The sequence below is a fragment of the Thermomicrobium sp. genome (assembly GCF_053493975.1).
Window position 1 is genome coordinate 1 of record NZ_JBRBZA010000048.1, and the last position, 24,163, is coordinate 24,163.

General features: G+C 66.2%; 25 protein-coding genes and 1 pseudogene. 8 read left to right on the forward strand and 18 right to left on the reverse strand.

What is annotated here, in order from left to right:
• Positions 1–3 precede the first annotated feature (3 nt).
• From ACWIVK_RS08325 to ACWIVK_RS08350, 6 genes are all read right to left on the reverse strand, one after another.
• Positions 4–180: a hypothetical protein gene (locus ACWIVK_RS08325; RefSeq protein ID WP_448576186.1), complete on the reverse strand. Its 177-nt coding sequence runs from the start codon at positions 178–180 to the stop codon at positions 4–6.
• On the reverse strand, positions 180–305 hold the full coding sequence (locus ACWIVK_RS08330) for a hypothetical protein (protein WP_448576187.1): 126 nt from the start codon (positions 303–305) through the stop codon (positions 180–182). Before ACWIVK_RS08330 ends, ACWIVK_RS08325 begins: the two co-directional genes overlap by 1 nt.
• Positions 306–463: 158 nt before the next feature.
• A complete protein-coding gene (locus ACWIVK_RS08335) occupies positions 464–646 on the reverse strand; it encodes a hypothetical protein (RefSeq protein WP_287417419.1) in 183 nt (60 codons plus the stop codon).
• A gap of 18 nt (positions 647–664) precedes the next feature.
• Positions 665–1,249, reverse strand: a complete 585-nt coding sequence (locus tag ACWIVK_RS08340; RefSeq protein ID WP_448576188.1) for a hypothetical protein — start codon at positions 1,247–1,249, stop codon at positions 665–667.
• Positions 1,250–1,471: 222 nt separating this feature from the next.
• Positions 1,472–2,074, reverse strand: a complete 603-nt coding sequence (locus ACWIVK_RS08345) for a hypothetical protein (protein ID WP_448576189.1) — start codon at positions 2,072–2,074, stop codon at positions 1,472–1,474.
• A 1,011-nt stretch (positions 2,075–3,085) separates the two neighbouring features.
• Positions 3,086–4,090 (reverse strand): zinc-binding dehydrogenase, encoded by a 1,005-nt coding sequence (locus ACWIVK_RS08350; protein ID WP_448576190.1) that lies wholly within the window; start codon positions 4,088–4,090, stop codon positions 3,086–3,088.
• 528 nt (positions 4,091–4,618) lie between these two features.
• Between ACWIVK_RS08350 and ACWIVK_RS08355 the strand changes: the two genes are divergently transcribed.
• Both ACWIVK_RS08355 and ACWIVK_RS08360 read left to right on the forward strand, forming a co-directional pair.
• The gene (locus tag ACWIVK_RS08355; protein WP_448576191.1) at positions 4,619–5,431 is read left to right on the forward strand and encodes a DUF4397 domain-containing protein; all 813 of its coding nucleotides are present in this window, start codon (positions 4,619–4,621) and stop codon (positions 5,429–5,431) included.
• 91 nt (positions 5,432–5,522) lie between these two features.
• Positions 5,523–6,290 carry a class F sortase gene (locus ACWIVK_RS08360; protein ID WP_448576192.1) on the forward strand — a complete coding sequence of 256 codons (768 nt, stop codon included), beginning with the start codon at positions 5,523–5,525 and terminating at the stop codon, positions 6,288–6,290.
• Here the strand turns inward: ACWIVK_RS08360 and ACWIVK_RS08365 are convergent.
• From ACWIVK_RS08365 to ACWIVK_RS08380, 4 genes are all read right to left on the reverse strand, one after another.
• Positions 6,287–7,609: an aspartate aminotransferase family protein gene (locus ACWIVK_RS08365; protein WP_448576193.1), complete on the reverse strand. Its 1,323-nt coding sequence runs from the start codon at positions 7,607–7,609 to the stop codon at positions 6,287–6,289. The two genes, ACWIVK_RS08360 and ACWIVK_RS08365, sit on opposite strands and share 4 nt — an antisense overlap.
• Positions 7,593–8,174, reverse strand: coding sequence for an Lrp/AsnC family transcriptional regulator (locus tag ACWIVK_RS08370; RefSeq protein WP_448576194.1), 582 nt, complete (start codon positions 8,172–8,174; stop codon positions 7,593–7,595). The genes ACWIVK_RS08365 and ACWIVK_RS08370 overlap by 17 nt, the downstream gene beginning before the upstream one ends.
• A gap of 173 nt (positions 8,175–8,347) precedes the next feature.
• Complete coding sequence (locus ACWIVK_RS08375) at positions 8,348–8,722, reverse strand: hypothetical protein (protein WP_448576195.1); 375 nt, start codon at positions 8,720–8,722, stop codon at positions 8,348–8,350.
• A 16-nt stretch (positions 8,723–8,738) separates the two neighbouring features.
• The gene (locus ACWIVK_RS08380) at positions 8,739–9,701 is read right to left on the reverse strand and encodes an agmatinase (protein ID WP_448576196.1); all 963 of its coding nucleotides are present in this window, start codon (positions 9,699–9,701) and stop codon (positions 8,739–8,741) included.
• A 476-nt stretch (positions 9,702–10,177) separates the two neighbouring features.
• On the opposite strand from ACWIVK_RS08380, the gene ACWIVK_RS08385 reads away from it, so the two are divergent.
• Entirely contained in the window at positions 10,178–11,437 is a 1,260-nt protein-coding gene (locus ACWIVK_RS08385) for an alkaline phosphatase family protein (RefSeq protein ID WP_448576197.1), read from the forward strand.
• A 4-nt stretch (positions 11,438–11,441) separates the two neighbouring features.
• On the opposite strand, the pseudogene ACWIVK_RS08390 reads toward ACWIVK_RS08385, so the two are convergent.
• Positions 11,442–12,707: pseudogene (locus tag ACWIVK_RS08390) on the reverse strand (SLC13 family permease).
• A 215-nt stretch (positions 12,708–12,922) separates the two neighbouring features.
• Between ACWIVK_RS08390 and ACWIVK_RS08395 the strand changes: the two are divergent.
• The 4 genes from ACWIVK_RS08395 (at position 12,923) to solA (ending at position 15,786) form a co-directional block, all read left to right on the forward strand.
• Positions 12,923–13,525 carry an O-methyltransferase gene (locus ACWIVK_RS08395; protein ID WP_448576198.1) on the forward strand — a complete coding sequence of 201 codons (603 nt, stop codon included), beginning with the start codon at positions 12,923–12,925 and terminating at the stop codon, positions 13,523–13,525.
• Positions 13,526–13,648: 123 nt separating this feature from the next.
• The gene (locus ACWIVK_RS08400; protein ID WP_448576199.1) at positions 13,649–13,930 is read left to right on the forward strand and encodes a hypothetical protein; all 282 of its coding nucleotides are present in this window, start codon (positions 13,649–13,651) and stop codon (positions 13,928–13,930) included.
• Positions 13,931–13,999: 69 nt separating this feature from the next.
• Positions 14,000–14,548: a hypothetical protein gene (locus ACWIVK_RS08405; protein WP_448576200.1), complete on the forward strand. Its 549-nt coding sequence runs from the start codon at positions 14,000–14,002 to the stop codon at positions 14,546–14,548.
• A 92-nt stretch (positions 14,549–14,640) separates the two neighbouring features.
• Positions 14,641–15,786 carry an N-methyl-L-tryptophan oxidase gene (gene solA / locus ACWIVK_RS08410; protein ID WP_448576201.1) on the forward strand — a complete coding sequence of 382 codons (1,146 nt, stop codon included), beginning with the start codon at positions 14,641–14,643 and terminating at the stop codon, positions 15,784–15,786.
• A 15-nt stretch (positions 15,787–15,801) separates the two neighbouring features.
• On the opposite strand, the gene ACWIVK_RS08415 is transcribed toward solA, so the two are convergent.
• On the reverse strand, positions 15,802–16,446 hold the full coding sequence (locus tag ACWIVK_RS08415; protein WP_448576202.1) for a TlpA family protein disulfide reductase: 645 nt from the start codon (positions 16,444–16,446) through the stop codon (positions 15,802–15,804).
• Between the two features lie 168 nt (positions 16,447–16,614).
• The gene (locus ACWIVK_RS08420) at positions 16,615–17,097 is read right to left on the reverse strand and encodes a flavin reductase family protein (protein WP_448576203.1); all 483 of its coding nucleotides are present in this window, start codon (positions 17,095–17,097) and stop codon (positions 16,615–16,617) included.
• A gap of 143 nt (positions 17,098–17,240) precedes the next feature.
• Here ACWIVK_RS08420 and ACWIVK_RS08425 point away from each other — a divergent pair, with 143 nt between their 5' ends.
• Positions 17,241–18,119, forward strand: a complete 879-nt coding sequence (locus tag ACWIVK_RS08425; RefSeq protein ID WP_448576204.1) for an alpha/beta fold hydrolase — start codon at positions 17,241–17,243, stop codon at positions 18,117–18,119.
• Here the strand turns inward: ACWIVK_RS08425 and ACWIVK_RS08430 are convergent.
• The 5 genes from ACWIVK_RS08430 to ACWIVK_RS08450 form a co-directional block, all read right to left on the reverse strand.
• Positions 18,116–19,363: an EAL and HDOD domain-containing protein gene (locus tag ACWIVK_RS08430; RefSeq protein ID WP_448576205.1), complete on the reverse strand. Its 1,248-nt coding sequence runs from the start codon at positions 19,361–19,363 to the stop codon at positions 18,116–18,118. The genes ACWIVK_RS08425 and ACWIVK_RS08430 overlap by 4 nt on opposite strands.
• Positions 19,364–20,596, reverse strand: a complete 1,233-nt coding sequence (locus tag ACWIVK_RS08435; RefSeq protein WP_448576214.1) for an EAL and HDOD domain-containing protein — start codon at positions 20,594–20,596, stop codon at positions 19,364–19,366.
• Positions 20,597–20,909: 313 nt separating this feature from the next.
• Entirely contained in the window at positions 20,910–21,203 is a 294-nt protein-coding gene (locus ACWIVK_RS08440; protein ID WP_448576206.1) for a hypothetical protein, read from the reverse strand.
• A 342-nt stretch (positions 21,204–21,545) separates the two neighbouring features.
• Positions 21,546–22,403, reverse strand: a complete 858-nt coding sequence (locus tag ACWIVK_RS08445; protein WP_448576207.1) for an SDR family oxidoreductase — start codon at positions 22,401–22,403, stop codon at positions 21,546–21,548.
• A 128-nt stretch (positions 22,404–22,531) separates the two neighbouring features.
• Positions 22,532–24,040: a thermonuclease family protein gene (locus tag ACWIVK_RS08450; protein ID WP_448576208.1), complete on the reverse strand. Its 1,509-nt coding sequence runs from the start codon at positions 24,038–24,040 to the stop codon at positions 22,532–22,534.
• Between the last annotated feature and the right edge of the window lie 123 nt (positions 24,041–24,163).

The window sequence follows — 24,163 nt, forward strand, 5'->3', positions numbered from 1 at the left end:
GGCTCACCCGCCGGCAGCCGCCGGCGCACCACCACCGCACTCGAGGTGGGCGAACGCTGCGTTCACGAAGGCAGCCAGCGCCACCAGGAGGAAGAGGATCAGCACGGCCAGCAACACCAGCACCAGCCGCCGGATCCAGACGACCTCCCAAGGTATCCGCTGGGGAGACTGACTGCTCATCACGTACCCGCCTCGTACGACCAGTCACCGTTCCCGAAGGCATCATGCGTCACATAGGGATACCGTACGTAGGGGCAGTTCAGCTGCGGCAAGAAACAGATCTTGCCGGACCGATACACACGCACGAACGGCTGGCCTACACCACCAGCTACACCTGATGGGGATCAGTTGCCGTTGGCGAGGGTACAAAACTTTTGTTCACTATGCAACGACGCGGGCGCCTGATCATGTCGATCAGGCACCCTGAAGCCTCCGAACTTCCAGCTGGCCAGCCCGCTTTGCCTCATGGCGTGGGCACTGGCGTCAACAGCGCCGGTGGCGTAAGCACGACCTCGATCGGAGCCGTTTCCACTTCACCCGGCAGGGAGAATAGGAAACGCACGACGATGGCCAGGACGAGCAGGAGCAGAACGAGCACGATGAGGCGCGTCAGTAATCTGACCCAAGCGTCGAGACGCTCGACCATCACTGGTTACCCCCGATCTCAATTGATCGCACCGGTGGCAGTCCAGGAACCGTTGCCGTATGCCCAGATTGTCACCCATGGGTACCGGTACCACGCGCAGCCGACGGTCGGGAAATACTGACAGAATGCGCCCTGCCGATAGGCACGCACATACGACTGACCGTTGCCTCCTAACACAGAATAGCTCACCTCGCCGGCATACTGCCAAAACGGATCATCCAGATAGACCTCGGGCCAGCTGGAAAAATACGTGAGAACCGTACCGTTATAACAATATCGAAGCCAGTGCGTATACCTCCACAAGAGTGCACCCACGAATGTCGAACGCGCGGTCACCGTATATCCAACAGTCCGGCACGAGCCTGTTACCGGAGCAGCCAGTTCACTTCGGCCCTCGACCACGCTCGTCTCGATGTTGACGTGCCGATACAGTTCCATCACTGCCCGCTGCTGAGCCGGCGTCAGCGCGCGCCAGGCAGCGACGAAATCCGGTGCCGTCACGAGCTGCTGCCGGAGCGCGACTGCCTCGCCAAGCGAGACCTCGTCTCCCTTCGCACCGGCGCCGAGCGGGAGCACGGTGAAGAGGACGAGCGCTGCCAGCACAGCGGCGAGCCGACGCCACGACCGATGCAGCGCACACCTCCCGTTCTCTCAGTCGACACAGGTGGGGTACCCCAACCGACAGAGTATCAGAGAGAGAGATGTCAACTCCCTCCCGCATGCGCGTGGCCGTACAGGCGTCACCCGTTCCACACGTGCGCTGCGGTTCCCAGCGCGAAGGACGGCACCGATGGCTCCAGCGAGTCGACGCGGTCGACAGGCCGGTTAGTCCGCCGATCGGGGGACGCGGTCGAACACTGTCCACTCGAGCGCGAGGCGCTCGCACACCTGCCCGAGCAGGGCGCGCAGCACGGGAGCTGCCCGGTCGCTGGCCTGTACCGAAACCGAGGCGACCGTCTCACCGGAGACGAGCACGAGCGTGAGTTCGTGCGACCGCAGCGACTGGACTGGAACGGGGACAGCCCGGTGGGCAGCTGGCAGCGCCTCCGCTGCCAGCTCGTCGGTCACCAGGCTCCACCCCCGAAGCTGGTCTGGCTTCTTACCCGTCACCGCGCGACGGACGACGAGGGGCCAGCCGTCGACCTCGATGACCGTCCCCTCGGTCAGAGCGGCACGCGCGACTTCCGCAGCGTTCTGGGTGGCGTGCGCGTCAGTCACCGCCGTTGCGCTTTTGGCGTCGGCGAAGCGGTGGAGCGTCTCAGCGACGTGCAGCCATTCGACCTCGGGCTGTCGTTGTCCGGTCAGTTGCGAGACGACCCGCGCCCCCTCGCGGTAGGCGCTCGCAGTGGCAGGAGCCACGCCGGAGAGCGGGAACGCGGCGACCGGCTCGACCGGAGCAGCTTCGAGGCTCGGACCAGCCGGGGACACCGGTGGGACGAGCAGGTCCGCGAGCGGCCGACTGTCCCACCCCGCGCGACTGTTTAGTACCAGCCGAACGCCAGTGCCAGCACGAGCAGGCCGGCGACCGCCACGACACGAGACAGTCTCTCGCTGCGACTCTGTCCACTGCTCGACCCGCGCATGACGCAGCTCCTCTGCGCTCAGCCGATCCGCCTCGTGGCCCGGTCGTTCGCCGCCGTCCGTGCTCCAGAACGCTGAGCGAGACACGGGGTCGTGGAGAGCCACGACACCGGCAGGAGCAGGAGGTTCCGCTGCACGCCACCGTCATTCGTCCGGTTCCCCCTGGGGAAACGCATCCGTGTACGGCCCCGCAGGTCGCGGTATCGCTCCCGGGGCCGACAGCAGGCTGGTCGTGACCAGACTGGCCAGGGAAGACGGCACCGTGTTCGGTGGAAGGGTAGACCGATCCGGTCACTATCCACACGGCACGCGGAAGTGACGGCCTACGAACCAGCGCTGACCGAGAACGGTGGGAAGAGACCGATCGCGCATACGAGCAAAAGGACCAGGAATGTCCGACGGGCAGCAGACGACCGGTCGCGCCCGCGACACCCCGGTGCTCGCTACATGACGTACCCTTTTCCTGGACTCACGAACTGACCGAGCGATATTTCTCGCAGAGAGCCTACTAGAGAGTCGTCGAGGCTCGTGACAGTCGCTCCCGAACCGTGCTGTACCCAGCAGCGAGCCGAACCGGGGAGTTCCTCCGGAAATGCGACAGGGCGCGCGGTCACGAGAGCCGGTATCGGCTCCTGATCAGGCAGGAGCGTTCAGCGATCGCAGGCACCCGGGTACCGGTGCCGGGGCGGGAAGAGTGGGCACCGAACTCTCGGCCGTTGACGGTACGCGCGACGACGCGAACGCTGGGCAGCGCCAATGAACGACTCGGCCGTGAGCGGGCGCACCGGCAGGTGGCGCTGGCCCCGGCCGATGGAAGGCGGTCGGACGACCGGCTTTTGCCCAGCTGGGCAACGCTGCTCAGGGCACCAAGGCCACGCGGCTTTCGACTTCACCAGCGCGCAGACGTTCGACCCAGGTGAGGATCTCGTCGAGCGGGTGAGTTTCCACGCGAGGCCGGATGATGCCGCGGGCGATGAGGTCGAGGACGGTCGCCAGTTCCTTTCGGGTACCCCAAAACGAGCCGAGGATGGCGATCTCGTCGGCGACATCGCGGAGCCCGAGGAGTGGACCACCGACGCTGCCCAGGCCAACGAGGACGACGCGACCACCGCGCGCGACCAGCTGTTGAGCGAGGAGCTTGGTCTGGTCGTTGCCGACAAAATCGGCGACGAGCGTGATGGGTCGATCGAGGGGCGGGTTTTGGGGATCGAGCTGGCGGCTGTCCAGCGTGACGGCTGCGCCGTGCTGGCGAGCCAGTTCGAGTTTCCGCTCCTGGATGTCGAGGGCCAGGACGACCGCACCGAAGGCACTGGCGATCTGGACGGCATGGAGGCCCAAGCCCCCGACACCGATAATGGCGACTCCCTCACCGGGCTGGAGATGGCCGACGGTGAGCAAGGCATGATGGGACGTGAGGATCGCGTCGGTGGCGATGGCTGCGGCCGCATCGGACACGGAGTCCGGAACAGGAACCAGTGCCTGTGCGGGTACGGTGACGTACTCGGCGTACCCGCCATCGCGGGCGATTCCCATCCAGCGACTCTCGGTGCAGAGGTTGTCGCGACCCGCGCGGCAGTACGAGCAGTTGCCGCAACCGACCGGACCGAAGACGGCATAGCGCCGGCCGAGCTCGATGCCGGTCACCCCTTCGCCGAGCTCGACTGCTTCACCGCAGATCTCGTGGCCGAGCGTGAGCGGTGCTGGAACCGGGTAACCACCGAGTTCATCGAAGATGATGTGGAGGTCGGAGTGGCACAGACCAGCCGCTCGGACGCGCAAGAGCACTTCACCGCGCTCAGGAGCGGGGCGGTCGATCTCGACGAGACGGAAATCGTGGGGACCGAAATAGCGGGCTGCTCGCATGGCGCTCCCTCCCTTCCCGGGCTCGCGGCTAACGTCAGCGCATCTCTCGACTCAATGGTACATCAGTCGTATCCTTGCCTGCATTCTACCAACACGCTCTCGCGCCGAGTGCGACGATTCCGTGAACAGATCATCTCTTTCTGCTGCGCGCTTCTCTCGTCCTGAGTCCAGGCGCCTTGTCGGATAGCTCGTCGTCACTGCCGCGCGTGCGGGAAAGGTTCGACACCCCCCACCGGGGGCGATCCTGCACGCTCGACGACGACTGTTCCGGCGAGTATTACTCGCTTGTGGCAACAACAGACAGTCGGTCGGGTAAGAGCACGGGACGACCTTCCGACAATGCTGGTTGCCGACCGCGAGCGAGTCGTTTGTCGGGCTTCGCCACTCTCATTCCGGGGAAACTGTCGCCTGATGCCAGCGAGCCGTCACCTTGGCGCACGGTCGGTGGCTCTGCTATACTGCAAGTGCACGCGCGTGCAGTCGGACGCCGGAGGAAACAAAGATTAGGTAGAACACAAGGGGGACGCGATGAGGCGATTGTTCACCGTCATCATGATCATAGCGGCGCTCGCGGCCGTGCCATTGACTGTGGCGGCTGCGGCTCACGAAAAGGCGCGGCTCACCGTGGTCCATGGTGTCCCGGACCTGGTCGTGGATGTTTACGCCAACGATGCGAAGGTGCTGTCCAATTTCACCTTCGGCACCGTCACTGATCCGTTGGCGCTCGATCCCGGGACCTACAAGCTGGCGATCCGGCCGGCTGGGGCTGACCCAGCGAGCGCGCCTGTTCTCTCGGCGGAAGCGACGTTGGCCGCTGGTCAGAACGCGTCGGTCGTCGCTCACCTGGATGCCAACGGGCAGCCGCGTCTGAGCATCTTCGTCAACGACACAGCGACGGTAGCGAGCGGCAAAGGGCGTCTCATCGTCCGGCACACCGCGCAGGCTCCGGCGGTGGACGTGCGGGCTGGTGGTGCGGTCGTGTTCGCGAACCTGGCCAATCCGAACGAAGCGAAGGCCGATGTCGATGCCAAGACCTACTCGGTCGACTTGGCACCAGCTGGGCAGGCGCAAGCGGTCTTCGGTCCGGTCGACTTGCCGGTGGCAGCCGGAGCAGCCACGATCGTCTATGCCATCGGGTCGATCGAACAGGGCTCTTTCCGGCTGGTGACCCAGGTGATCACCGGTCTGGGTGCCCCACCGAGCTATGTCGGGACCGGTGGGGGCAGCGCGGCGAACGCGACGCTGCCGTGGTCGGTCGCGTTGCTGGCTGCGCTGCTGGCGCTCGCTGGCAGTGCGACGCTCGCCCGCGTGCCGGTTCGAAGCAAGCGCAATCTCCGGTAATGGCGCCTCTCCCTCCCGTCGCAGCGGGTGCTCCGGTTTCGACCAGGGCACCCGCTGCGTTCGATTGCGGAAGCGCTGAGCGAGGATCGGTATGACCGCGTCAATACGTCGGCGCAAGGCGTTCGGGACAACGGCGTTGCTCCTGGCAGCGATGCTGATCGGGGGGTGGTTGAACGCGTCCTCGCACGTCACGCCGCTCGGTCCGGTCGGGGCATCATCGAGCATGGTGGAGGCGGACTCCCCGCGCGTCGAGACGGGGCTACTCGTCGACCGAGACACATTGAGTGGAGAAATCGCGGTGCTGCCGTTGCCCGAAACGTGGGTACCGCCGAGCCACTCGACCGCGGAGGCAGTCGCGAGGGCGTCACCGATCCGCGAACCACTGTTGGTGATGCCGCGATTGGCCGAGCCGGTTCGGATCCGGATCCCGAGCATCGGCGTCGATGCGCCGATCCAAGCTGTCGATCTGGCACCCGATGGCAGTTTGGCGATCACGGACGACGGCGACACAGTGTTCTGGTATCGGGGAAGCGCTTATCCTGGCTGGCCAGGGCGGACGTTGCTGGCCGGCCATCTGGACCGGGTGGAGGGCGGTTTGGCTGTGTTCGCCGGCTTGCACCGTTTGCAGCCGGGTAGCGCGGTGCTGTTGGAACTGGCCGATGGGCGGGTGCTCCACTACACCATGACGGGTCAAGCGCGCGCGGCGAGCACGAACCTCCCGGCGGAGCTGCTCACCAGCCAGAACGAGTCGGAACTCGTCTTGATCACCTGTGCCGGCTGGTGGGATCCGCGACGTCGGACGTACAGCGACAATCTTCTCGTTTTCACGCGCCTCGAAGGACTCGCTCCACTGGGCTAATCGCGCCTGACGCTGTCCGCATCACGGAGTATCGTGTCGAGTGCCGCGGAGAAAATCTCCAGGGTGCGCGCGATATCGGTTTCGCTGTGGGCCAACGAGAGGTAGAGCTTTTCGCCCGGGTTGACGAAGAGACCACGTTCCAGGCAGGCGAGGCCGAAGCGAATCGCTCGCTGGCGATCGGCCCGCAGCAAAGCAGCATAATCCCTGGGCTCCTCCTCGGCGAAGACGATCTGGAGGACTGGCCCCTCTCCGATGACCTGAAGCGGTATGCCGCGTGCGGCGGCCAGTTCTCGCAATCCGGTCCGGAGTTGCTCGCTGATGCGGTAGAGATAGTCGTAGACGCCAGGCTGCCGGAGAACGTGCAAGGTGGCCAGCCCGGCAGCGGCAGCGAGCGGATTGCCGTTGAGCGTCCCGCTGAGATGGGCGACCGGTTCACCACGAGACCGGCGCGTGGGGTCGGTGAGTGCCATGATCTCGCGGCGGCCGGCGACAGCAGCGAGCGGGTAACCGCCGCTCAACGCCTTGCCGAAGGTCGCCAGATCGGGTACGACGCCGTACCGTTCCTGGGCTCCTCCATAGGCGAGCCGGAACCCAGTGACGACTTCGTCGAAGATGAGGAGGATTCCGTAGCGCTCGGTGAGTTCGCGCAGTCCGCTCAGGAAGCCGGGTGCTGGTGGGAGCGCTCGTTGCAACGGCTCGCAGATGACGGCGGCCAACTCCTCGGCATGCTGCTCGATCAGGGTGCGCGTGAAGTCGAGGTCGTTCCAGCGCGAGACCAAGACGGTCTCGGCGATTTGGGGTGGGATCCCGGCGGAATCGGGTTGCGCCTGCGGTGGGTCCGAAGAGACGGCGGGGAACGCGCTGATGAGGGCGTAGTCGTGGACGCCGTGGAAGGCCCCTTCGAACTTGAGGATCTTGGAGCGACCAGTGTAGGCACGGGCGATGCGCAGCGCGTGGAAGGTCGCCTCGGTGCCGGTGGAGACGAACTTGACTTGCTCAGCGCAGGGGACGGCCCGGATGATCTCCTCCGCGAGTTCGATCGCAGCCGGCGTGAGCGTGTAAAAGGTCGAGCCGAGTGCGGCCTGCCGCGAGACGGCTTCGACGATAGCGGGATGGGCATGACCGAGGATGAGCGGTCCCGAACCGAGCACATAGTCGATATATTCCCGGCCGTCGATGTCGACGACGCGGCTTCCCAAGCCGTGCGAGAGCACGACGGCATGCGACTCGGGGAGCACGAAACTGGTCACGGCGCCACCGAGCGCCTCGCGCGCGCGGCGGAGCCATTCGGTGCGGGTAGCGTCAGGTGTTTTGATCACTGTTGGCCCTCGCCGGGCTGGTAGCTGGGATCGCCGCTTCTTCCTGAGCGCGCCCGGCCCGGCCTCGCCGACGACGGACGGTGGAGCGACCGGCCGGTGCGGCACTTTCCGAGGGCATCGACCAGTGGTGCAGCCACTTGAGGACGCGGGGAACCACGTACGTCGTCGTGCCGATGACGCCGGGAATCCGCTGGAGCTTCTCGGTGATGAAGCGATAGAGCGCATCGACCGTGGGGACGAAGACTTGGATGCTGATGTCGCGCTCGCCGGTGGTGAGACCGACGTAGGCGACTTCCTCCATGGCGACGAGTTGCTGAGCGACTTCCTCCAGGCGCCCCGGTTCGACTTCCAGGAAGATGTCGGCGGTCACGTCGTAGCCGAGAGCGGAAGGATTGACGATCGCGACGAGCTTGACGATGCCGTCCTCGACGAGCCGGTTGATGCGAGCGCGGACGGTTCGCTCAGCGACACCGAGCCGGCGAGCGATCTCGGCGCTCGGCATGCGGCTGTCCTCCTGGAGGAGACGGATGATCGAGCGGTCGAGTGCATCGATCGGGCGTACCATCGTTCCAGCGCTCCTCACTCCCTGGTCTCCATTGACCAGCTGTCGCACCATCGCGGTGCCGAGTCTGCACAGCAGTGCGTCTTCGCCTGCTCGCCTCACCGGTACCCGCCCCTTGCGAGTCGAGCGCCGGTTTCGTCAGCAGCGTGCCCGATTATACACCGGTTACGACACGATCACCTCCTCTCTGTGCTGGACAGTAGCGTCGATCGCCCGAGAACGAGGACGACTCCGGCGACGACTTCGACGCCGATTAGGAAGTAGACCTGCACGATGAACGCGCCGACGGTACCGAGAAGAACGGCAACGAGGCTGACGAGGAATGCCGAGAGCCCACGCCGGAAGTTCAGCAAGCTCGACACTGCGTGCAGGATAGCCAGCACGAGTGCGATCGACAGAGCACGCGGTGCGGCGGTCAAATAGAAGCGATAGGCGAGCGAGATCCACAGCAGTGCCACGATGAGGAAGCCGCTTCCCAGGATGAGCCAGGTGCCGGAGAGCGGTCGCGAGGCGGATCGGTTTCGCGCGAACTCGGAATACCAGCGTCCCACTCGTCACTCCTCTGCATTATCCGAAGCGGCCAGCGTGCGCCAGAGCACCGATGAGGACCAGGAGGATGCGCACGGCATGGGCCAAGGTCACACCGCTCGGGTCGCGGGCCGGTGCCAGTTCGGTGAGATCGAAGCCGACGATGTGGCCACGATGCGCGATGCCACACAGGAGGTCGAAGACCTGCCAGTACGTCAGACCACCGGGGGCTGGCGCATTGACCCCTGGCATGATACCTGGGTCGATGCCGTCCGCGTCAAGCGTGACGTAGTAGGCGGATGCCGGCGGCAGCTGGTCGAGTACCCACTCGATCCTTTGCTGGTGCACGGTGCGGGCCGGAACCAAGACGCTTCCCCAGGTACGAGCAGCAGCGAACTCCTCCGCTCGTCCACTACCAGCCCCGCGGAGCCCGATCTGGATCATCGCCTGCACCGAGGGCAGTTCGCTGGCCCGTCGCATCGGACTCGAGAATCCCTCGCGGATGCCGTCGACCTCGTCGCGCCAGTCGAGGTGCGCGTCGATCTGGACGATGCAGAGCCCTGTATGCTCGGCGTAGGCCTGCAGGACCGGAACGGTCACCGCATGGTCACCGCCGAGCACGATAGGTACGGTGCCGGCACGGAGCAGTGCGCGGACGACTGTAGCGATCCGCTCCAGGTTGCCGGTGTGGTCCCCGGGAACGAGCCGGACATCGCCTGCATCAGCGAGCAGGACCTCTTGCCCCGCGAAGAGATCCCCACCGAAGTCGACGTCCACGTTCCGGTAATACGGCTGGAAGGCGAGCGAAGCAGCGCGGAGTGCGGCTGGTGCCGCCGCTGACGGAAGCTCCGGCCCCAGTCCGCGGTACGGGCGTCCGTAGGGAATACCGAGGAACGCGACATGCGGGGAACGAGGCAACTCGTCGAGGCGTGGAAGTCCGAGAAACGTCGCTGGCGCAGGTTCGGTCATCGAGGGATGATCGCTCGTGTCATCGCCGCGCATCGTGCTCCACACGACTGTCTACTGCCACGTTTCACTTCTCGATGATTGTGAAAGGCAACGAGTGGTTCGTCAAGAGGAGAGGCTGGACTCCCTCGGCTTTGCCAAGCGAGCGGGGCGGACGGAAGCGACGACCATACTGCTCGGTCGGTTCGGGTCTTGCACCGACGAGCAGTCGATGAGGAAACACGCGGCTCACGAGTCCATCTCCATTTCTGGCGTATCCTCGTGGTCGGCGCGTGGGCTCATGCGGTTCTCCTGCGGGACGGCGTTGGGATCGACCGCGAGCGATCCGGAATATGGCGGAGGTTACGGCGAGCGTGTGTCGCACTGGGGGCGGGTGTCCCCAGAAGGGTTTGCCATCATGAGGGAGCGCGCTGCGACCCACTGGTGCAGCGTCGGCTGGGTGCTGCTCCTCGCAAGGAGAAGCGATCACGCGTGGCAAAGCAGAGATTGTCGGTGAAAGGGGGGGCGGAGCGATGGACGGGCAGGGGAAAGCTGAGCGGTTGGTGCGCGAGTCGACGCGCTTTTCAGCGGAGCGACCGCACTGGGTTCGGCCGAGTTACGACGGGTTCGGCCTCGTCAACCTGCCGTGGTCGATCTTGGCCAGCCTGGGGGGCGAGCCGGAGGGGCAGCCGGTGTCGGCAGCGATCTGGCCGCGTGAGCTGGCTGATGGGATCGAGGCTGTTCTGCTGGTGATCATCGATGGACTGGGTTACGAACGGCTGCAGCGCGCGCTGGCGGAGGGGGAGACGCCCGGGCTGGCTACGTTGGCGCGTGAGGGGACACTGTTCCCGCTCACCTCGGTCTTCCCCTCGACGACCGTCGCGGCTTTGACGACGCTGGCGACCGGCTGTCCGCCGAGTCAGCATGGCTTGCTCGGCTTCACGGTCTTTCTGCGCGAGTTCGGCATGCTCTCCAATCTCCTGCTCTGGTCGCCGCTGGGGCGATTTCCCAGCTACGCGAGCCAAGGGCTGGAACCACGCTCGTTCCTGCCCGTTCCGACGATCGCCGAGCGAGCAGCGCGAGCCGGCATCCAGGCGACGGTGGTGAGTCCGGAGGCGTTTCGCGACACGCCGCTGACCAAGATGCAGGCGGCTGGCGCCGAATTCCGCGGATATCGGACACCGGGCGAGTTCGTGGCGCAGGTTCACGCTGCGCTCGCCCAGCCGGGTCGCCAATTGGTGACAGCCTATTGGGATACGCTGGACACGCTGGGTCACTTCGCGGGACCAGAATCAGCGGCCTGGCGCGTCGAGCTCCGTCAGCTCGATCGCTTGCTGACCGAAGAACTCCTGGCTCGGCTCCCGCGGCGCGACGTGCTCGTCGTCATCACCGCCGATCACGGGATGGTTCCCTTGGATCCAGCGCGGCAACGACCGTTGACTGATCCCGAACTGCTGGCCGAACTGCGGGTTCCGCCGGCTGGCGAGCGTCGCGCTGTCTATCTGCACCCAGTAGCTGGCGCCGAAGACTCCGTGCGAGCGCGCTCGACAGCGCTGGCGGGCGAGGACGGCTGGGTGTCGAGCCGGGACGAGCTCTTCGCGCAGGGGCTGTTCGGTCCCCCACCGTACCATCCGGAAGCGCTGCAACGGGTTGGCGAACTCGTCCTGATCGCGGCTGCGGGAGCTGGTTTCCCTTGGGAGCCACCCGGGGCATCAGGCCGAGTCTTTCTCGGGGCACATGCCGGGCTCGAAGCGGTCGAGCAACTGGTGCCGTGTCTGATCTGGCGTCCGTGAGCCGTCACGTCTGGAGCCAGATGGCGAGCGAGCCGGCTACCAGGAGAAGGGGGACGAGGAGAAGTCCGAGCGCGATGTACTGGCGGACTGAAACCGTGATGCCGTACCGGCGCAGGAACAGGACCCAAAGGATCGTCGCCAGTGATCCCACCGTCGTGACGTTCGGTCCGAGGTCGGCTCCGAGAAGGGCAGCGTAGCGCAGCGCTTCCTGGGGGAGCGTGGCGGGAGCACTGGTTTCCAGTGCTGCGCGCATGATCAGGGCCATCGGTACATTGTTGATCAGGTTCGCACCGAGCGCGGTTCCGAAGGCGGTGACGAGGATGGCGCGCAGGGCGGAGCCCGCGCCGAGCGCGAGGAGCCAGGTACCGAAGCGTTCGGTGAGTCCGAGTTCGGTCAATCCGCGCACGACGATGACCATTCCCGTGAGGAAACCGAACAACGACCAAGAAATACCGCGGACCAAGCTCTTCCAATCGAGCTGGCCGATGCGCCAGGCGAGCAGGGCGAGAGCGCTGGCGCCGAGGGCGGCCACCGGACCGAGGGGGAGGTGATACCACGCTGCGGTAACTTCCACCAGGGCCAGGACGGCGAGCCCACTCAGCATCAGGCGGGCAGTCTGCTGTCGTCGGGAGTCGAGCACGGGAAGGCGCGCGGGATCGTACACCATACGAAGGTCGTCGCGGAACCACCATGCGAAAATAACGTAATTCGTGAGGATAGCAAAGAGGGCGGGAACCAGGAGAAAGCGGAAGAAGGTGGGGAGATCGATCCGTTCACCGAGGAGCAGCACGTTGATCGGATTACTGACCGGGAGCAGGAACGAAGCCGTGTCATCGATGAACGTCGTCGCGAAGAGCTACGGTACCAGTGAAAGGCACAACTGGATGACGAGCGTGGCGACGACCGGAGTGAGCAGCAGTGCGGTCGCGTCATTGGAGAGGAACGCGGTGACCAGAGCCCCGATGAGAAAGAGCATCAGATAGAGCCTGCGGCCCGAACCATTCGACCAGATAGCTGCTGCTCGGGCCAGCATCATGAACACACCCGCCTGCTCCGCCAACGCGGTCGTTACCATGAGCCCGAGGAAGAAGAGGTAGACGTTCCATTCGTGGTAGAGCGCGGCTGCTGCTGTCTCGAGTGACACGATCCCGGTGAGCAGCATCGCCAAGGCGCCGAGGAGCGCGGCGTGTGCTTCCGACAGGCGAGCTGGCCGCGCGAAGATCCCGAGGAGCGTCGCTGCGAAGATACCAAGCCCGAGAACGAGCTGCATCGACCCTCCCGACACACGATCGAGGAGTCTACCATGTGACCGACCTGTGGGCCGAGTCTGGCGAGGACGAGCGGTGCCTCGCCGAATACCTGGTTCGCCGTCGGTCGTCGCTCGTGCAGGGGTGTCGGAAAGCTCGCGAGCGCGGTGGCGAGACGAGATGCTAGACTCGCCTGCGCTGGTCGCATGCGAGGCGAGATCGTGAACGGAGGAGCAGGATGGCGAGCCGAGCCGAGCACGAACTAGCGGACGAGCGTGCGCGGCGTATTCTCGATCGCTTGGCGGAGCAGGACGCAGCCGAGCGTGCTCTCGGACTCCCTCAGGAAGAGCGCATCCGCGCATTGACGCCGGCGACCGGGGCGTTTTTGTACGGAGTGCTCTTGGCCCTGCGGCCGCCGCTCATCTTCGAGGCAGGTTCAGCGGTCGGCTATTCGACGATCTGGTTGGCGCTCGCGGCACGGGCCTATGGTGGACGCGTCATCGGGAGCGAGATCCGTCCGGAGCGCGTCGCGGCAGCCAATGCCAACCTCGCGGCGGCTGGTCTCGCGGACGTGGCCGTCGTCTTGGAAGGCGATGCGGCGGAACTGGTGCGCCAGTACGAGCGGATCGACTTCCTCTTCTTGGATGCGGAGAAGGACGACTATGGACGTCTCTTCCTGGCTGCCTTCGACCGCGTGGTGCCGGGTGGGCTGATCGTGGCCGACAACGTCGTCTCGCACGACTGTCGCGCATACCAAGCGTTGGTCCGTTCGCGGAGCGATGTCGTGACGATCACGCTTCCGTTCGAGCGAGGACTCGAATGGACGATCAAGCGTTGGTGAAGAGCGAGCCGGAGCGCTCGGAAGCGAGTCGACCGGGTGTCCCGCGGTCGAATCGGAGAAGGATGTAAAGTGACTCATACACTGGAGGGCGGGTCACCTGCCCGGCGTGGAGGGGAACAGGCGATGACGATCGGTCTGGAGCAGTCGCGGTCACTCCCAGTCCTGATCGACCGGCATCGGGAACGCCGCGAGGGGCTGCGGGATCATGTCCTCACCACGGAACTGCTCTCGTTGCCAGTGGTCGTCGCCGAGGAGCGTGAGCCGTTGCCTGGAGTCGATGAGAATCTATCCGAACAGTGCGAGGCGAGGCACTGGCTCGCCGCTTCGAGCGAGCGCCATGCAGAGTTCCTGCGGCGACTCCTCGCCGTCGAGGAGCGGCTCGCTGTGACGCTCCGCGCGTTCTAGTGCATACTGGATTACCCGGACGAAGGGATGGCTCGGTCGGAGGAGCGGACCGACGGGGTCGAAAAGCGCATGGAGAAGGACGATGCGCGGCTCGGCGATCCGGAGGAACCTGCTCGGCGGCCTGGGGCCGAGCGTGAGCTGTGGCCAGTGCGCAGCGACGTCGGCTCGCCGATGGTGATGGCGAGCGCGCTGGTCGCGGCTGATGCCACCGCTGCGCTCGTACGGGCTGGTGAGCAGAAGAGGGCCGCTGGTCCGGCTCTCCCGACTCGTCTCGCTCTCGACGGTGAAGGGGATCCGATCGGCGCAGCGATCGATTGCGATGGAGAACCGGTCTCGGTGAAGGTCGCGGTTCTGGTGCAGCCTCAGGCTATTCGCGCCTGGCTCGGGAAGATCTCGTCGCCCGGTGTCCGCGAGCGACGCGCTCGAGCTGCTGCCTCGAACGCGGTGAGTCAAGGCGAGTCCTCGGGAGCAGTGGTGGCCGCTCACACGCTCAGGGAGGCTGTCTCGAGCGGTGCAGCGAGCATGTTGCCCTGGCGATCTGACACGAAGGGAGAGCGTGAGTTCGGTGACTCACGCGGGCCTGTCCCAGTAGGCGGTTCGATCCGACCGGTCAATTAGGCTGGCTGCAAGGAGGGCCCGCTCAGGGCAAAGGGCGCGTCGCGACAGCACCGAGAGCACAAGAGCGTCGAAACGAAACGTGAGGAGGTCCGATGCAGAGCCCAGAGGTAATCGTGATCGGTCTCGGTGCGATGGGCGCCGCGACGGCATGGGCGCTGGCGCGCGGGGGCTACCGCGTGCTCGGGCTGGACGCCTTCCGCCGCGGGCACGATCGCGGTTCGTCGCACGGGAAGACGCGGATCATCCGGACCGCCTACTACGAGTCGCCGGAGTACGTGCCGTTGGTCCGGCGGGCGTGGACGCTGTGGCGGCAACTCGAAGCCGAGAGCGGCCAGTCGCTGCTCCGGATGACGGGAGGGCTCTACGTGGGGCGACCGGACAGCTCGCTCGTGAGCGGGGTGCTGGCGAGCGTGCGTGCGCACGGGCTCGCGCATGAGCTCCTAGAGGCCAACGAGGCGATGGCGCGTTTTCCAGGGTTGCGGTTAGCGCCCGAGCAGGTGGCTGTGTTCGAGCCGGAAGCTGGGTTGATCGACCCGGAGACAGCGGTGGCAGCCATGCTCGACCGCGCCACGGCCGCCGGGGCACAACTCCGGCACGAGACGCCGGTGATCGCCTGGTCGGTCGATGGTGACGGTGTCCGCGTGGAGACGCCGGTGGGGACGTTCCGGGGGGATCGGTTGGTGCTCGCGGCCGGAGCATGGATGAGCCAGCTCGTCCCGGAGCTCGGATTACCACTCGAAGTGTGGCGTATCCTCCACGTGCACTTCGCACCCCGGGTGGAGGGCCGCTACGCGGCGGATCGTTTTCCTTTCGCTCTCTGGGAGGACGAGACGGGGATCTACAGCGCGTTCCCAGAGCTGCCGGGGCAAGGAGTGAAGTTCGGCCGGCACGACACCGGAGAAGTCTGCACCCCGGACACGGTGCGCCGCAGCGCGACGAGCGAGGAGATCGAGCGACTGCGCCTGGCGTTGGAACGGTACTGGCCCGAAGCCGGTGGAGCGGTGCTGTGGTACCTGACGTGCTTGTACACGGTCACGCCGGATCATCATTTTCTCATCGATCGGCACCCTCTTCGGCCGCCGGTCGTCCTCTGCAGCGCATGTTCCGGGCACGGGTTCAAGTTCGCTCCCGCGATCGGCGAGCTCGTGGCTGCGCTGGCGATCGATCCCGAAGCGCAGCCGACGCCACTCTTCCGCCTGGAGCGGTTTCGGAGAGAGTCCGTCGAAGCGGCGCGCTGAGCGGGGTGTCGCCGGTCAGCTGGGAGCGGGTCGGATCCCGAGTTCGTCGAGGGCGCGCGTTACCGATTGCTCGGTGACGGGCCCGACCCAGGCTTTGCGGATCGTCCCATCCCGATCGACGAGATAGGTCTGAGGAATGCCGTAGACCCGCCAGGTGCGACTGGTGACCCCGTCGCGGTCGAGCGCGATCGGGAACGTGAGGCCGAATTCACGGACGAACTCCTGCACCGTGGCCTCGTCTTCCAGTTGGTTGATGCCGATGACGACGAGGCCGCTTCCCGCGTACTGCGCCGCCACTCGCTGCAGAGCTGGCATCTCGGACCGGCATGGTGCGCACCAAGTGGCCCAAAAGTTGACCAGAACCGGTCGCCCACGTAACTGACCGAGGCTGATTTGGCCGCCATCGAGCTGGGGAAGCGTGAACTCCGGTGCGACCGTCCCGATCGTCAAGGCTTGGGCGGCGAGGAAGTCGCCGGCAGACGGCGCCGGACGGGGGGCCTCGCTCCGGCGTAGGAACCAGAGGGTGAGCCAGACCGCACTGACCAGGACGGCGAGTAGGGCGATGTTGAGCGCGAGAAGGTGCCAGAGCGGTCGCTGTCCTCGGTGGCCGCTCGACATCTGGGGCGGGGCGATCGGTTCGCTGCTGCTCGGCTCGTGCATCGTTCGCTCCCGAGGCAGACCAGGCCTCTTTTCCTAGTGTACTCGTGCGATCGGTGCGGGCTCGTCCGCGGGAGGCGGATGGCAGCGGTGCATGCGGGTGCGCACGGCACTGGCTTCGCGACACGGCCCAGGTGGATCGGGCAGCAGGGGATCGGTGGCACAGTGCAGCTACCAGGCGAGTTCACGGTATTGGCGCTCGAAATAGATGAGGGGGTCGTCGGCTGGACCGCGATCGAGGGCGACGACCTGGCCCACGAAGATGGAGTGATCACCGCCATCGTAACGAGCCCAGGGGCGGCAGTCGATCCAGGCGAGGCAGCCGTCCAAACGGGGGATGCCCAGCGGGCCCAGGTGATGGGGCAGGCGGGAGAAGCGCGGATCGGCCAGGGGGGCTCGTCCCGCGAACTGCTCGGCCAGGAACTCCTGATCGCGTGAGAGGAGATTGACGACCCAGCCGGCAGCTGTCTCGAGTAGCCGATGACTTTGCTGCTGACGGTCGATGCAGACGAGGACGAGCGGGGGATCGAGCGAGAGCGGGCAGAAGGCGGTCACGGTCACGCCGTGATAGCCGGTCGGCCCGGCGGTGGTCACCACGGTGACGCCGGCGGCGTGCCGGGCCATGACGTCGCGGAACTGCTCCGGGCTCACCATCGCGTGCCTCCCCAGGACGATGCTACTCTATCGCGGGCGCGAGGGCGGGCGCTGGCGTCGTCCGACGGGTTCGCGCGATGCCGCTGGTCGTCTGGTCGAACCAGGTCGACCGACGTCGAGGTGCACCGGGTGAGGAACGACCGATGGCTGAAGTTCGGACTGCCGACGGGGCTTTCGTCTACGTCGAGGGATGGCGCTGGTTCTTCCGCGAGAGCGGCGAGGGAGAACCCGTGGTGCTCCTGCACGGCATCCCGACTTCGAGCTTTTTGTGGCGCAAAGTCCTGCCGGTGCTGGCACGGGAGCGACGGGTCATCGCCCCGGATCTACTCGGGTTCGGTCGCTCGGACAAGCCACGGCATGGTACCGAGACGGTGGCCGAGCTCGCGGAGCGGCTGAGCGGGCTGCTGGATCGCTTGGGGGTGGAGCGCTTTGCGCTAGTCGGCCATGACTTCGGCGTGCTCGTCGGCGCAGCGCTGCTCGAGCGGTGGCCGGACCGGGTCACCCATCTGGTGGTGACCAACACGAGCTTCCGGATCGAGCGGTGGCGGGGCGGGAGGCTCTCGCCCCTGCAGCTCTTGCGGGTACCGGTCCTCGGTGAGGTCGCCGTGGCGTTGGCCCGACCGTGGATGTTGGCAGCTGCGCTGCGTCGATATCTGCACGATCAGAGCGTGCTGGATCGGGCGATGCTGGACGGGTATTGGGAACCGTTCGAGATGGGATTCCGCCGGACGCTCATTCGCTTGGTACGGGTACGCCCATTCGCGGCCGACGATCTGGCTCGCTGGCGGACAACGCTCGTCGAGCGTGGGACGGGCGGGCTCCCGCTGCTGTTCGCCTGGGGTGCGCGCGATCCCCAATTCGGGGTAGACGAAGCGTCCGAACTGGCCAGCGCTCTCCCGGGAGCTCGCTTCCTCAGCTTCCAGCAGGCGAGTCACTTTCTCCCCGAAGAGCGACCGCGGGCACTCGCTCGCGCGATCGCGGTCTTCCTCGAACGTCCGGCGTCGCTTCCGGGTCCAGCCTAGGATGTCTGCCCGAGCGCGCCGAGCACTTCGGCAGTAAAAGCGAGAGCATCGAGGTAGGCCTCGGTCACGACGGAGGCGGCCAACGGGAGGTCGGCGAGATGAGGCCAGTCGCCGGACTCGTAGGCGCGCACGAGCTGCAGGATCCGACCGAGTGGTCCGCGCTGTTCGAGGAGCGCAGCGACCACTTCGCTGGCGAGCGGCAGCGGAGCGAGCGCTGCCTCGAGGGGTCGATCGAGGGCAGCGTCGAGCACCGAGAGCAGTCCGGTCAGGAAGGCTGTCTCGCGCGACGCCGAGCCGATCGCTCCAGCGAGGAGTTCGCATAGGCGGGCTCGCAGAAGGGCGGTACGGACCAGTTCGACTGGCTTGCTCTCCACGCCGGCCAGAACGAGCAGCGTGACCCACGCTGTCACGTTCCGTATTCCGAGGACGAGCAGCGCCTGCCGGAGCGATTCGATCCGGCTGCGCCGAGCGAACCAGACGCTGTTGACCAGCTTGAGCAGTTTGTAGGCGAGTCGGAGGTCCTGAGCGAGGAGCCGTTCGATCTCCTCGAAGTCGATCGCTGGATCGGCCAGACGGGAAAGCAGGAGCAGCGCAGCATCGGACACTGGTCGCTGGTATCCCCGCACGATGAGCGGTCGGAAGAGGAAAGGACCTTGGAACAAATCGACGCCGAGGTCACGGCACACCGCGAACTCGTGATAGGTTCGAATGTCCGAGGCGAGAACGCGCAAGGTCCCGGACCGAGAGGAGGCGAGCGGTGCGAGGAGTTCCGCGAGCAGCGCTTCGAGTCGCGTGTGCCGCTCCTGAAGTACTGTGGGATCCGGGAGCCGCACCCGGACGGCATCGACGTCATCGATCGAGGGCAAGTGCGTATCGAAAAGATCGAGTTCGAGAAGGATCTGACAGCCGCGGCGAGCGAGGCGGCGCAGGGCTTCGCGCACATCGTTGTGCAGATAGTCTGCGAGCTCGACGAGCACCATCAGGCGATCGGCCGGAAGCAAGGTGACCAGTTCAGAGAGCGAGCTGGTCAGAACGGAAGCCGGCAAAGCGACGATGGCGGTGCGAGCACCGACCAGTTCGTCGAGCCCCAAATCCAGCAGGGTATCGAGAAAGCGCTCGGCGTCCTGCGTCGACGGTGCACCCGCCTTTCCGCCGGGTTGACCGTAGCGGAGTTCGTAGGCCGCCGTCTCCAAGTGGCGGTCGAAGACCGGTTGTCGAGCGATGAGAATCTCGCGGACCGGCATTCATGCAGCCAATGCTGACTCGATCTCGCGGGCGAAGGCCAGAGCATCCACGTACGCAGAGCTGAGGAGCGACGGGCGAAGTCCGCTTGCCGGCAGGCGCAGCCAATCGCCTCGCTCGTAGGCGAGCACGATATCGAGGACGAGGCCGAGCTCGCCTTCCCGGTGGAGCAACGCAGCCGCGAGTTCGTCAGCGAGTGGGAGAGCGGCGACGAGGTCGGACATCGGCTGATCGAGCAGGGCATCGAGGACCGAGAGCAGTCCCACCAGGAAGGCCGATTCGCGGCTCGCGCGCCCGCGTGCGGCGGCGACGAGTTCAGCCATGCGCGCGCGGACGATCGCCAAGGTGAGCAATTCTTGTGGTTTGTCGGGAATGTCGGCCATGAGCAGAAGCGTGACCCAGGCGGAGACCAGACGCGTCCCGAGCACGAGCAGCGCCTGGCGAACCGACTCGATCCGCCGCCGACCGAGCCAGACCGTATTGACGAGTCGCAGGAGCCGATAGGTCAGGCCCACGTCGAGGGAGATCAGCGCCTCGAGTTCGGAGAATTCCACCTCGGGATCTTGCAGCCGTGCGAGCAACAAGAGGAGCGCACGACTCGCTGGGGCACGGAGCATCCGAACGGGACGAGGGAGCGCGAGGAACGGCCCAGCGAAAAGCGTCACGCGCTGTTCCCGGCATCGGTCGAAGGCCTGATAGTCCTCGATCCCCGTGACTAAAAGGAGAGCACGCCCGGCGCGCAGGTGACTGGCCAGCGCGTCCAGGTGCGTGGTCACTCGACTGTACTCTACGACGACGAGATCGACCGCCCGGCTGACTGCCTGCAGCATCTCATCGCTCGGAACTCCAGCGGTCCCGACGCGAAAGCCGTGGCTGCGCAGTGCGGCGATCGCATCGAGCAGGAGTTGTCGATCGGGTGGGGGGTCGAGCGTGAGGATTGGGATCAGCCGGTCCGGCGTCGCGAGCCCTGTCAAAAAGTCTTGGGTAGCGAGCGCCGCGGCGGGAGAAAGCTGGATGAGCGCGGTCGAGTCGCCGACCAGGGCGGGGAGTCCGACTTCGGCGAGCGCGTCGAACACGAGACGCGCTTCGGCCTGCGCAGGGTCGGACTGCGCGACGGATGCACTCGGGGCAAGTAGCGGCTGCGCGAGGGTCGGGTAGCTCGCGCTGACCTGGTAACCCCAGACGTCGAGGCGACGCGTGAGGATCGGCTGGCGACGCAAGAAGACGTCGCGCATCAGCACCGCACATCCCTTCTCTCGTCGAAGAGCATCGGCGGGAGCGGTGAACGACAACTGGGAACATCGTCCTGAATCAACACGGACTTTGCGGCTAGCGCTCGAGCCGAGACGCGGTTCCCCTTCGGTCGGACGAGACTGATGGATGGAACGCGGAGAGAGGGAATCGGGCAGTGACCGGACGAGCGGTCTCCTCGCGTCCTGCCGTGGACAGTGCGGTTGACGCTGGGATGCCAGATGACTAGCAGAGCCGAGCTGGACGACGGGCCCGCTGAGGCGATCGCCCGGCATCGCCGCTGGAGATCGGCGGGAGTCAGTCAGCGTTGCCGAAAAGCTTCTCGCCCAGGCCGAAGACGAGTCCGAACACGATCAGCCCGCCGTACTCGACGATCAGTGGCCACCAAAAGCCGTGTGCGACCCCGGCGTACCACGGTGCGATGACGAAGACGATCGGCGCCAGAACGATGCCCAGGAGCACGCCGAAACCGCCGAACGTGAGGTAAATCGCGTAGAGATCGAGGACGAAGGAGGCGACCAGCCACGCGAAGAGGAGGATCCCGCCAACCATCTCCGGCGTGTCAGCAGCGAGCGAGCGGAAAAGACGCACGGTACCCCTGCCTCTCCTCTTCAGACTTCTCCCACGATCGAGCGCGGTCGTGCCGGCCGACCCCGCGGTCAGCTGATCGACGGCGCACGCTCGATCGGCGGTCGGTGACCGCACCCTGCACTGTCGATCAGGATGGAGCAGCGGCGGGAACAGCGGTGTTCCCATCGAGCAGGCGAAGAGCAACGCGGCGGGGCCCGCTGGTGGGTGAGCCGAAAATGCATCGACCTGCGGCGGAGCAGCACTCGTCGCGCTGAGCAGCTGTCGCGCCTCGAGCGAGGCGGTGCTGGCAGCGGGATGTCCTCAGATGGGGCAGGAAGTGGCCGCAGTTGGCCGGTGGCCAACTCAGGCGCACAGCCACGTCCGCACGACTGTTCGGAGCGACGTGGTCGGTCGGCCGATGAGGCGACTCAGCGTGCGGCTGTCGTCGAAGAGCGCCTCCTGCGCGATGCCGGACTCGATGGTCAGGAGCACGTCAGCGATGGGTTCGGGCGTGCCTTGTCGGAGAAGAAAGGCACGGTACTCCGCAGGGGTGACGTGGCGAGAAGCGATGGGCCGCCCGATCGCCTCGGTGATGGCCTGCGCCAGATCAGCCATCGTCCAGGCTTCGTCACCAGCCAGTTCATAGATGTGCCCAGCGTGCCCGTCATCAGTGAGGACGATTGCGGCAGCGACAGCATAGTCGGCGCGCGTCGCGGGTGACAGGCGTGCTGTGCCGGTCGCACTGACGAGTTCGCCGATGGCGGCGGCGTGACGGACACGTTCCTCGAAGTTCTCGGTATACCAGCCGTGGCGCAGGATGACCCAGGAAAGACCGCTCTCCTGCAAGGCATGCTCAGTCGCTAGGTGCTCGTCAGCGAGGAAGCGGAGTGGAGAGCGGTCGGCGTGGAGGAGGCTCGTGTAGGCGATGTATTGGACACCGGCGCGTACGGCGGTAGCGATGACGTTCTGGTGTTGTCGGACGCGCCGGCCCACCTCGGTCCCGGAGATGAGCAGCAGGCGCTGGATGCCACGGAGCGCGGTATCCAGCGTCGCCGGATCGTCGTAGTCGGCGTGGCGAACGGTGATTCCCTGTGCAGCGAGATCCCTCGCCTTGTCGAGATCGCGAGCGAGTGCAACCAGTCGGTCAGGGGGCACTCGCTGGAGGAGCTCGGCGATGACGAGACGACCCAGTCGACCAGTCGCTGCCGTGATACCGATCATCCACCTCGATCCTTTCCCGCTACGCGCGCGATAGCCGGTTCAGTACAGCACTGAATCATGATGCCATGCCCGGCTGCTCGGAGAGCGGATCGGGCAGGGACGAGTGCACTCGCTCGTCGGTGTCCGGGCTACCCGAGTTCGCAACCGATGCCGTCGCGGTCCGAGTCGAAGCGATGCGGATCGGGTGGAAGAACCGGGAAGCGCCGGTGGGGGATATCCGAGCAGTCGAGGTCGGGCGGCGGAGGCGGAATGCACACTGTCGGATAGCTCGGATCGCAGTTGGGCGAGGGTGTGGGCGTCGGTGACGGGGATGGGGGCGGTCCTGGTGGCGGGGCTGGTTCGGTATCGCGTCCCACGGGTGGGACGGGGCAGACGCCCCAGAGCCCAGCTCGTTCCTCGCGGGCAGCTCGCTCGGCCTCGCGGAAACGCCAGGCGTAGGCGACGTCCGGCGGGTAGGTGGCGACACCGGCGTAGCCGCGCCGGACCAGCTCCTCGTTGAAGAGATAGGGGCCGATCCAAACGTAGCGGAGGAGCCGCCCGTACCGGTCGGTCTCCGAGACGTCGCGCTGGAGCGCTACCTCCTTGCCGGCCAGCCACTCGGCGGTGAACTGCGAGGCAGCCACGCCGAAACACTCGACTTCACTGTAGACCTCCGGCGTGTCGACGCCGATCAGGCGGACGCGGGCGGTGCGGCCATCGGCGAAGCGGACGTCGATCGTGTCGCCATCGACCACGTTGGTGACCGTGGCCAACTGGTAGACGCCTGCCTGCTGCACCGGCTGCGCCAGCTGCTCGTAGCGCCAGCGATAGTAATGCTGCCCGACGTTGCCGGCCTCGACCTGCCAGCCGGTGGGATTGTCGGGCGCGTAGGTCAGACAGCGACGCTCGAAGCACTGGACGAGGACGTCGTGCGGCGTGCCGCCGACGCGGACGCGCGTCCAGTAGGGCTCGGTGATCGGGAAGCCGGTGGCATAGAAGGGATTGGGGAAGAGCGCATCGTCGCGGAACCGCCAGCCGGTGTAGACCAGGCCGCGACTGTTCATGAAGGTCCAGAAGACCGAGGCGACGGTGTGGCCGGTCTCCGGGACGAGCAGCGCAGCGGTCACGCCGTAGCGTGCCAAAGCCGGGTCGTTCCCCACCTGGCCGGCACGATCGAGCGTCTGGGTCACGAGGCTGCCGACGGGCAGCGGTGGTGCGGCGAGCAGCGCGGCGAACGTGGCGTAGGTCGGGGCAGTGGGATCGTCGGGGTCCCCGGCGACGTTGACGATGGCGGGAGGATGCGTCTGAAAGGTCTGGTCGCCGAGCTGGAGCTGGCCGGTGATCAGCTCCTTGGCGAGGAGCCCGTTGGTGACGTACCAGGGTGAGGCACGGTCAGCTGCTGGATCGGTGATCTCCATGCGCGACTTGTCGAAATACTGGACGAGGCGCGTTCCCCCGGGAGCGTCGGCGTACGGCTCGCGGAGCGGCACCGTGAACGGCTCGGGACCCCACATCCAGGTCCGGCTGACGCGTCCCTCGGCGACGGGCAGGTCGCTGCGCGCCCAGGTGTCGAGGAAGGCGTCGTGTCCGGTCGGCGCGGCAGTGGCGAGCGATGGCCACGCGGCGACTGCTGACAGCACGGCCAGGCTGAGGAGCAACTGGACCCATCGTCCGGTCGACGACGCCCGAACGGGCGATCGTCTGCGTATGGTCGTCGCGCTCATCTTGCTGCCCTCCGGCTCGCGCCGTAGACTGCGCCCTGTCGCCTGCGGGTCATGCTT

What these genes read in the sequence shown, in the direction of transcription:
- ACWIVK_RS08325 (WP_448576186.1), bottom strand. Translation starts at nt 180, where the DNA reads ATGAGCAGTCAGTCTCCCCAGCGGATACCTTGGGAGGTCGTCTGGATC.
- ACWIVK_RS08335 (WP_287417419.1), bottom strand. Translation starts at nt 646, where the DNA reads ATGGTCGAGCGTCTCGACGCTTGGGTCAGATTACTGACGCGCCTCATC.
- ACWIVK_RS08350 (WP_448576190.1), bottom strand. Translation starts at nt 4,090, where the DNA reads ATGCGAGCAGCCCGCTATTTCGGTCCCCACGATTTCCGTCTCGTCGAG.
- ACWIVK_RS08355 (WP_448576191.1), top strand. Translation starts at nt 4,619, where the DNA reads ATGAGGCGATTGTTCACCGTCATCATGATCATAGCGGCGCTCGCGGCC.
- ACWIVK_RS08360 (WP_448576192.1), top strand. Translation starts at nt 5,523, where the DNA reads ATGACCGCGTCAATACGTCGGCGCAAGGCGTTCGGGACAACGGCGTTG.
- ACWIVK_RS08370 (WP_448576194.1), bottom strand. Translation starts at nt 8,174, where the DNA reads ATGGTACGCCCGATCGATGCACTCGACCGCTCGATCATCCGTCTCCTC.
- ACWIVK_RS08380 (WP_448576196.1), bottom strand. Translation starts at nt 9,701, where the DNA reads ATGCGCGGCGATGACACGAGCGATCATCCCTCGATGACCGAACCTGCG.
- ACWIVK_RS08385 (WP_448576197.1), top strand. Translation starts at nt 10,178, where the DNA reads ATGGACGGGCAGGGGAAAGCTGAGCGGTTGGTGCGCGAGTCGACGCGC.
- ACWIVK_RS08395 (WP_448576198.1), top strand. Translation starts at nt 12,923, where the DNA reads ATGGCGAGCCGAGCCGAGCACGAACTAGCGGACGAGCGTGCGCGGCGT.
- ACWIVK_RS08400 (WP_448576199.1), top strand. Translation starts at nt 13,649, where the DNA reads ATGACGATCGGTCTGGAGCAGTCGCGGTCACTCCCAGTCCTGATCGAC.
- ACWIVK_RS08405 (WP_448576200.1), top strand. Translation starts at nt 14,000, where the DNA reads ATGGAGAAGGACGATGCGCGGCTCGGCGATCCGGAGGAACCTGCTCGG.
- solA (WP_448576201.1), top strand. Translation starts at nt 14,641, where the DNA reads ATGCAGAGCCCAGAGGTAATCGTGATCGGTCTCGGTGCGATGGGCGCC.
- ACWIVK_RS08415 (WP_448576202.1), bottom strand. Translation starts at nt 16,446, where the DNA reads ATGCACGAGCCGAGCAGCAGCGAACCGATCGCCCCGCCCCAGATGTCG.
- ACWIVK_RS08420 (WP_448576203.1), bottom strand. Translation starts at nt 17,097, where the DNA reads ATGGTGAGCCCGGAGCAGTTCCGCGACGTCATGGCCCGGCACGCCGCC.
- ACWIVK_RS08425 (WP_448576204.1), top strand. Translation starts at nt 17,241, where the DNA reads ATGGCTGAAGTTCGGACTGCCGACGGGGCTTTCGTCTACGTCGAGGGA.
- ACWIVK_RS08430 (WP_448576205.1), bottom strand. Translation starts at nt 19,363, where the DNA reads ATGCCGGTCCGCGAGATTCTCATCGCTCGACAACCGGTCTTCGACCGC.
- ACWIVK_RS08435 (WP_448576214.1), bottom strand. Translation starts at nt 20,596, where the DNA reads ATGCGCGACGTCTTCTTGCGTCGCCAGCCGATCCTCACGCGTCGCCTC.
- ACWIVK_RS08445 (WP_448576207.1), bottom strand. Translation starts at nt 22,403, where the DNA reads ATGATCGGTATCACGGCAGCGACTGGTCGACTGGGTCGTCTCGTCATC.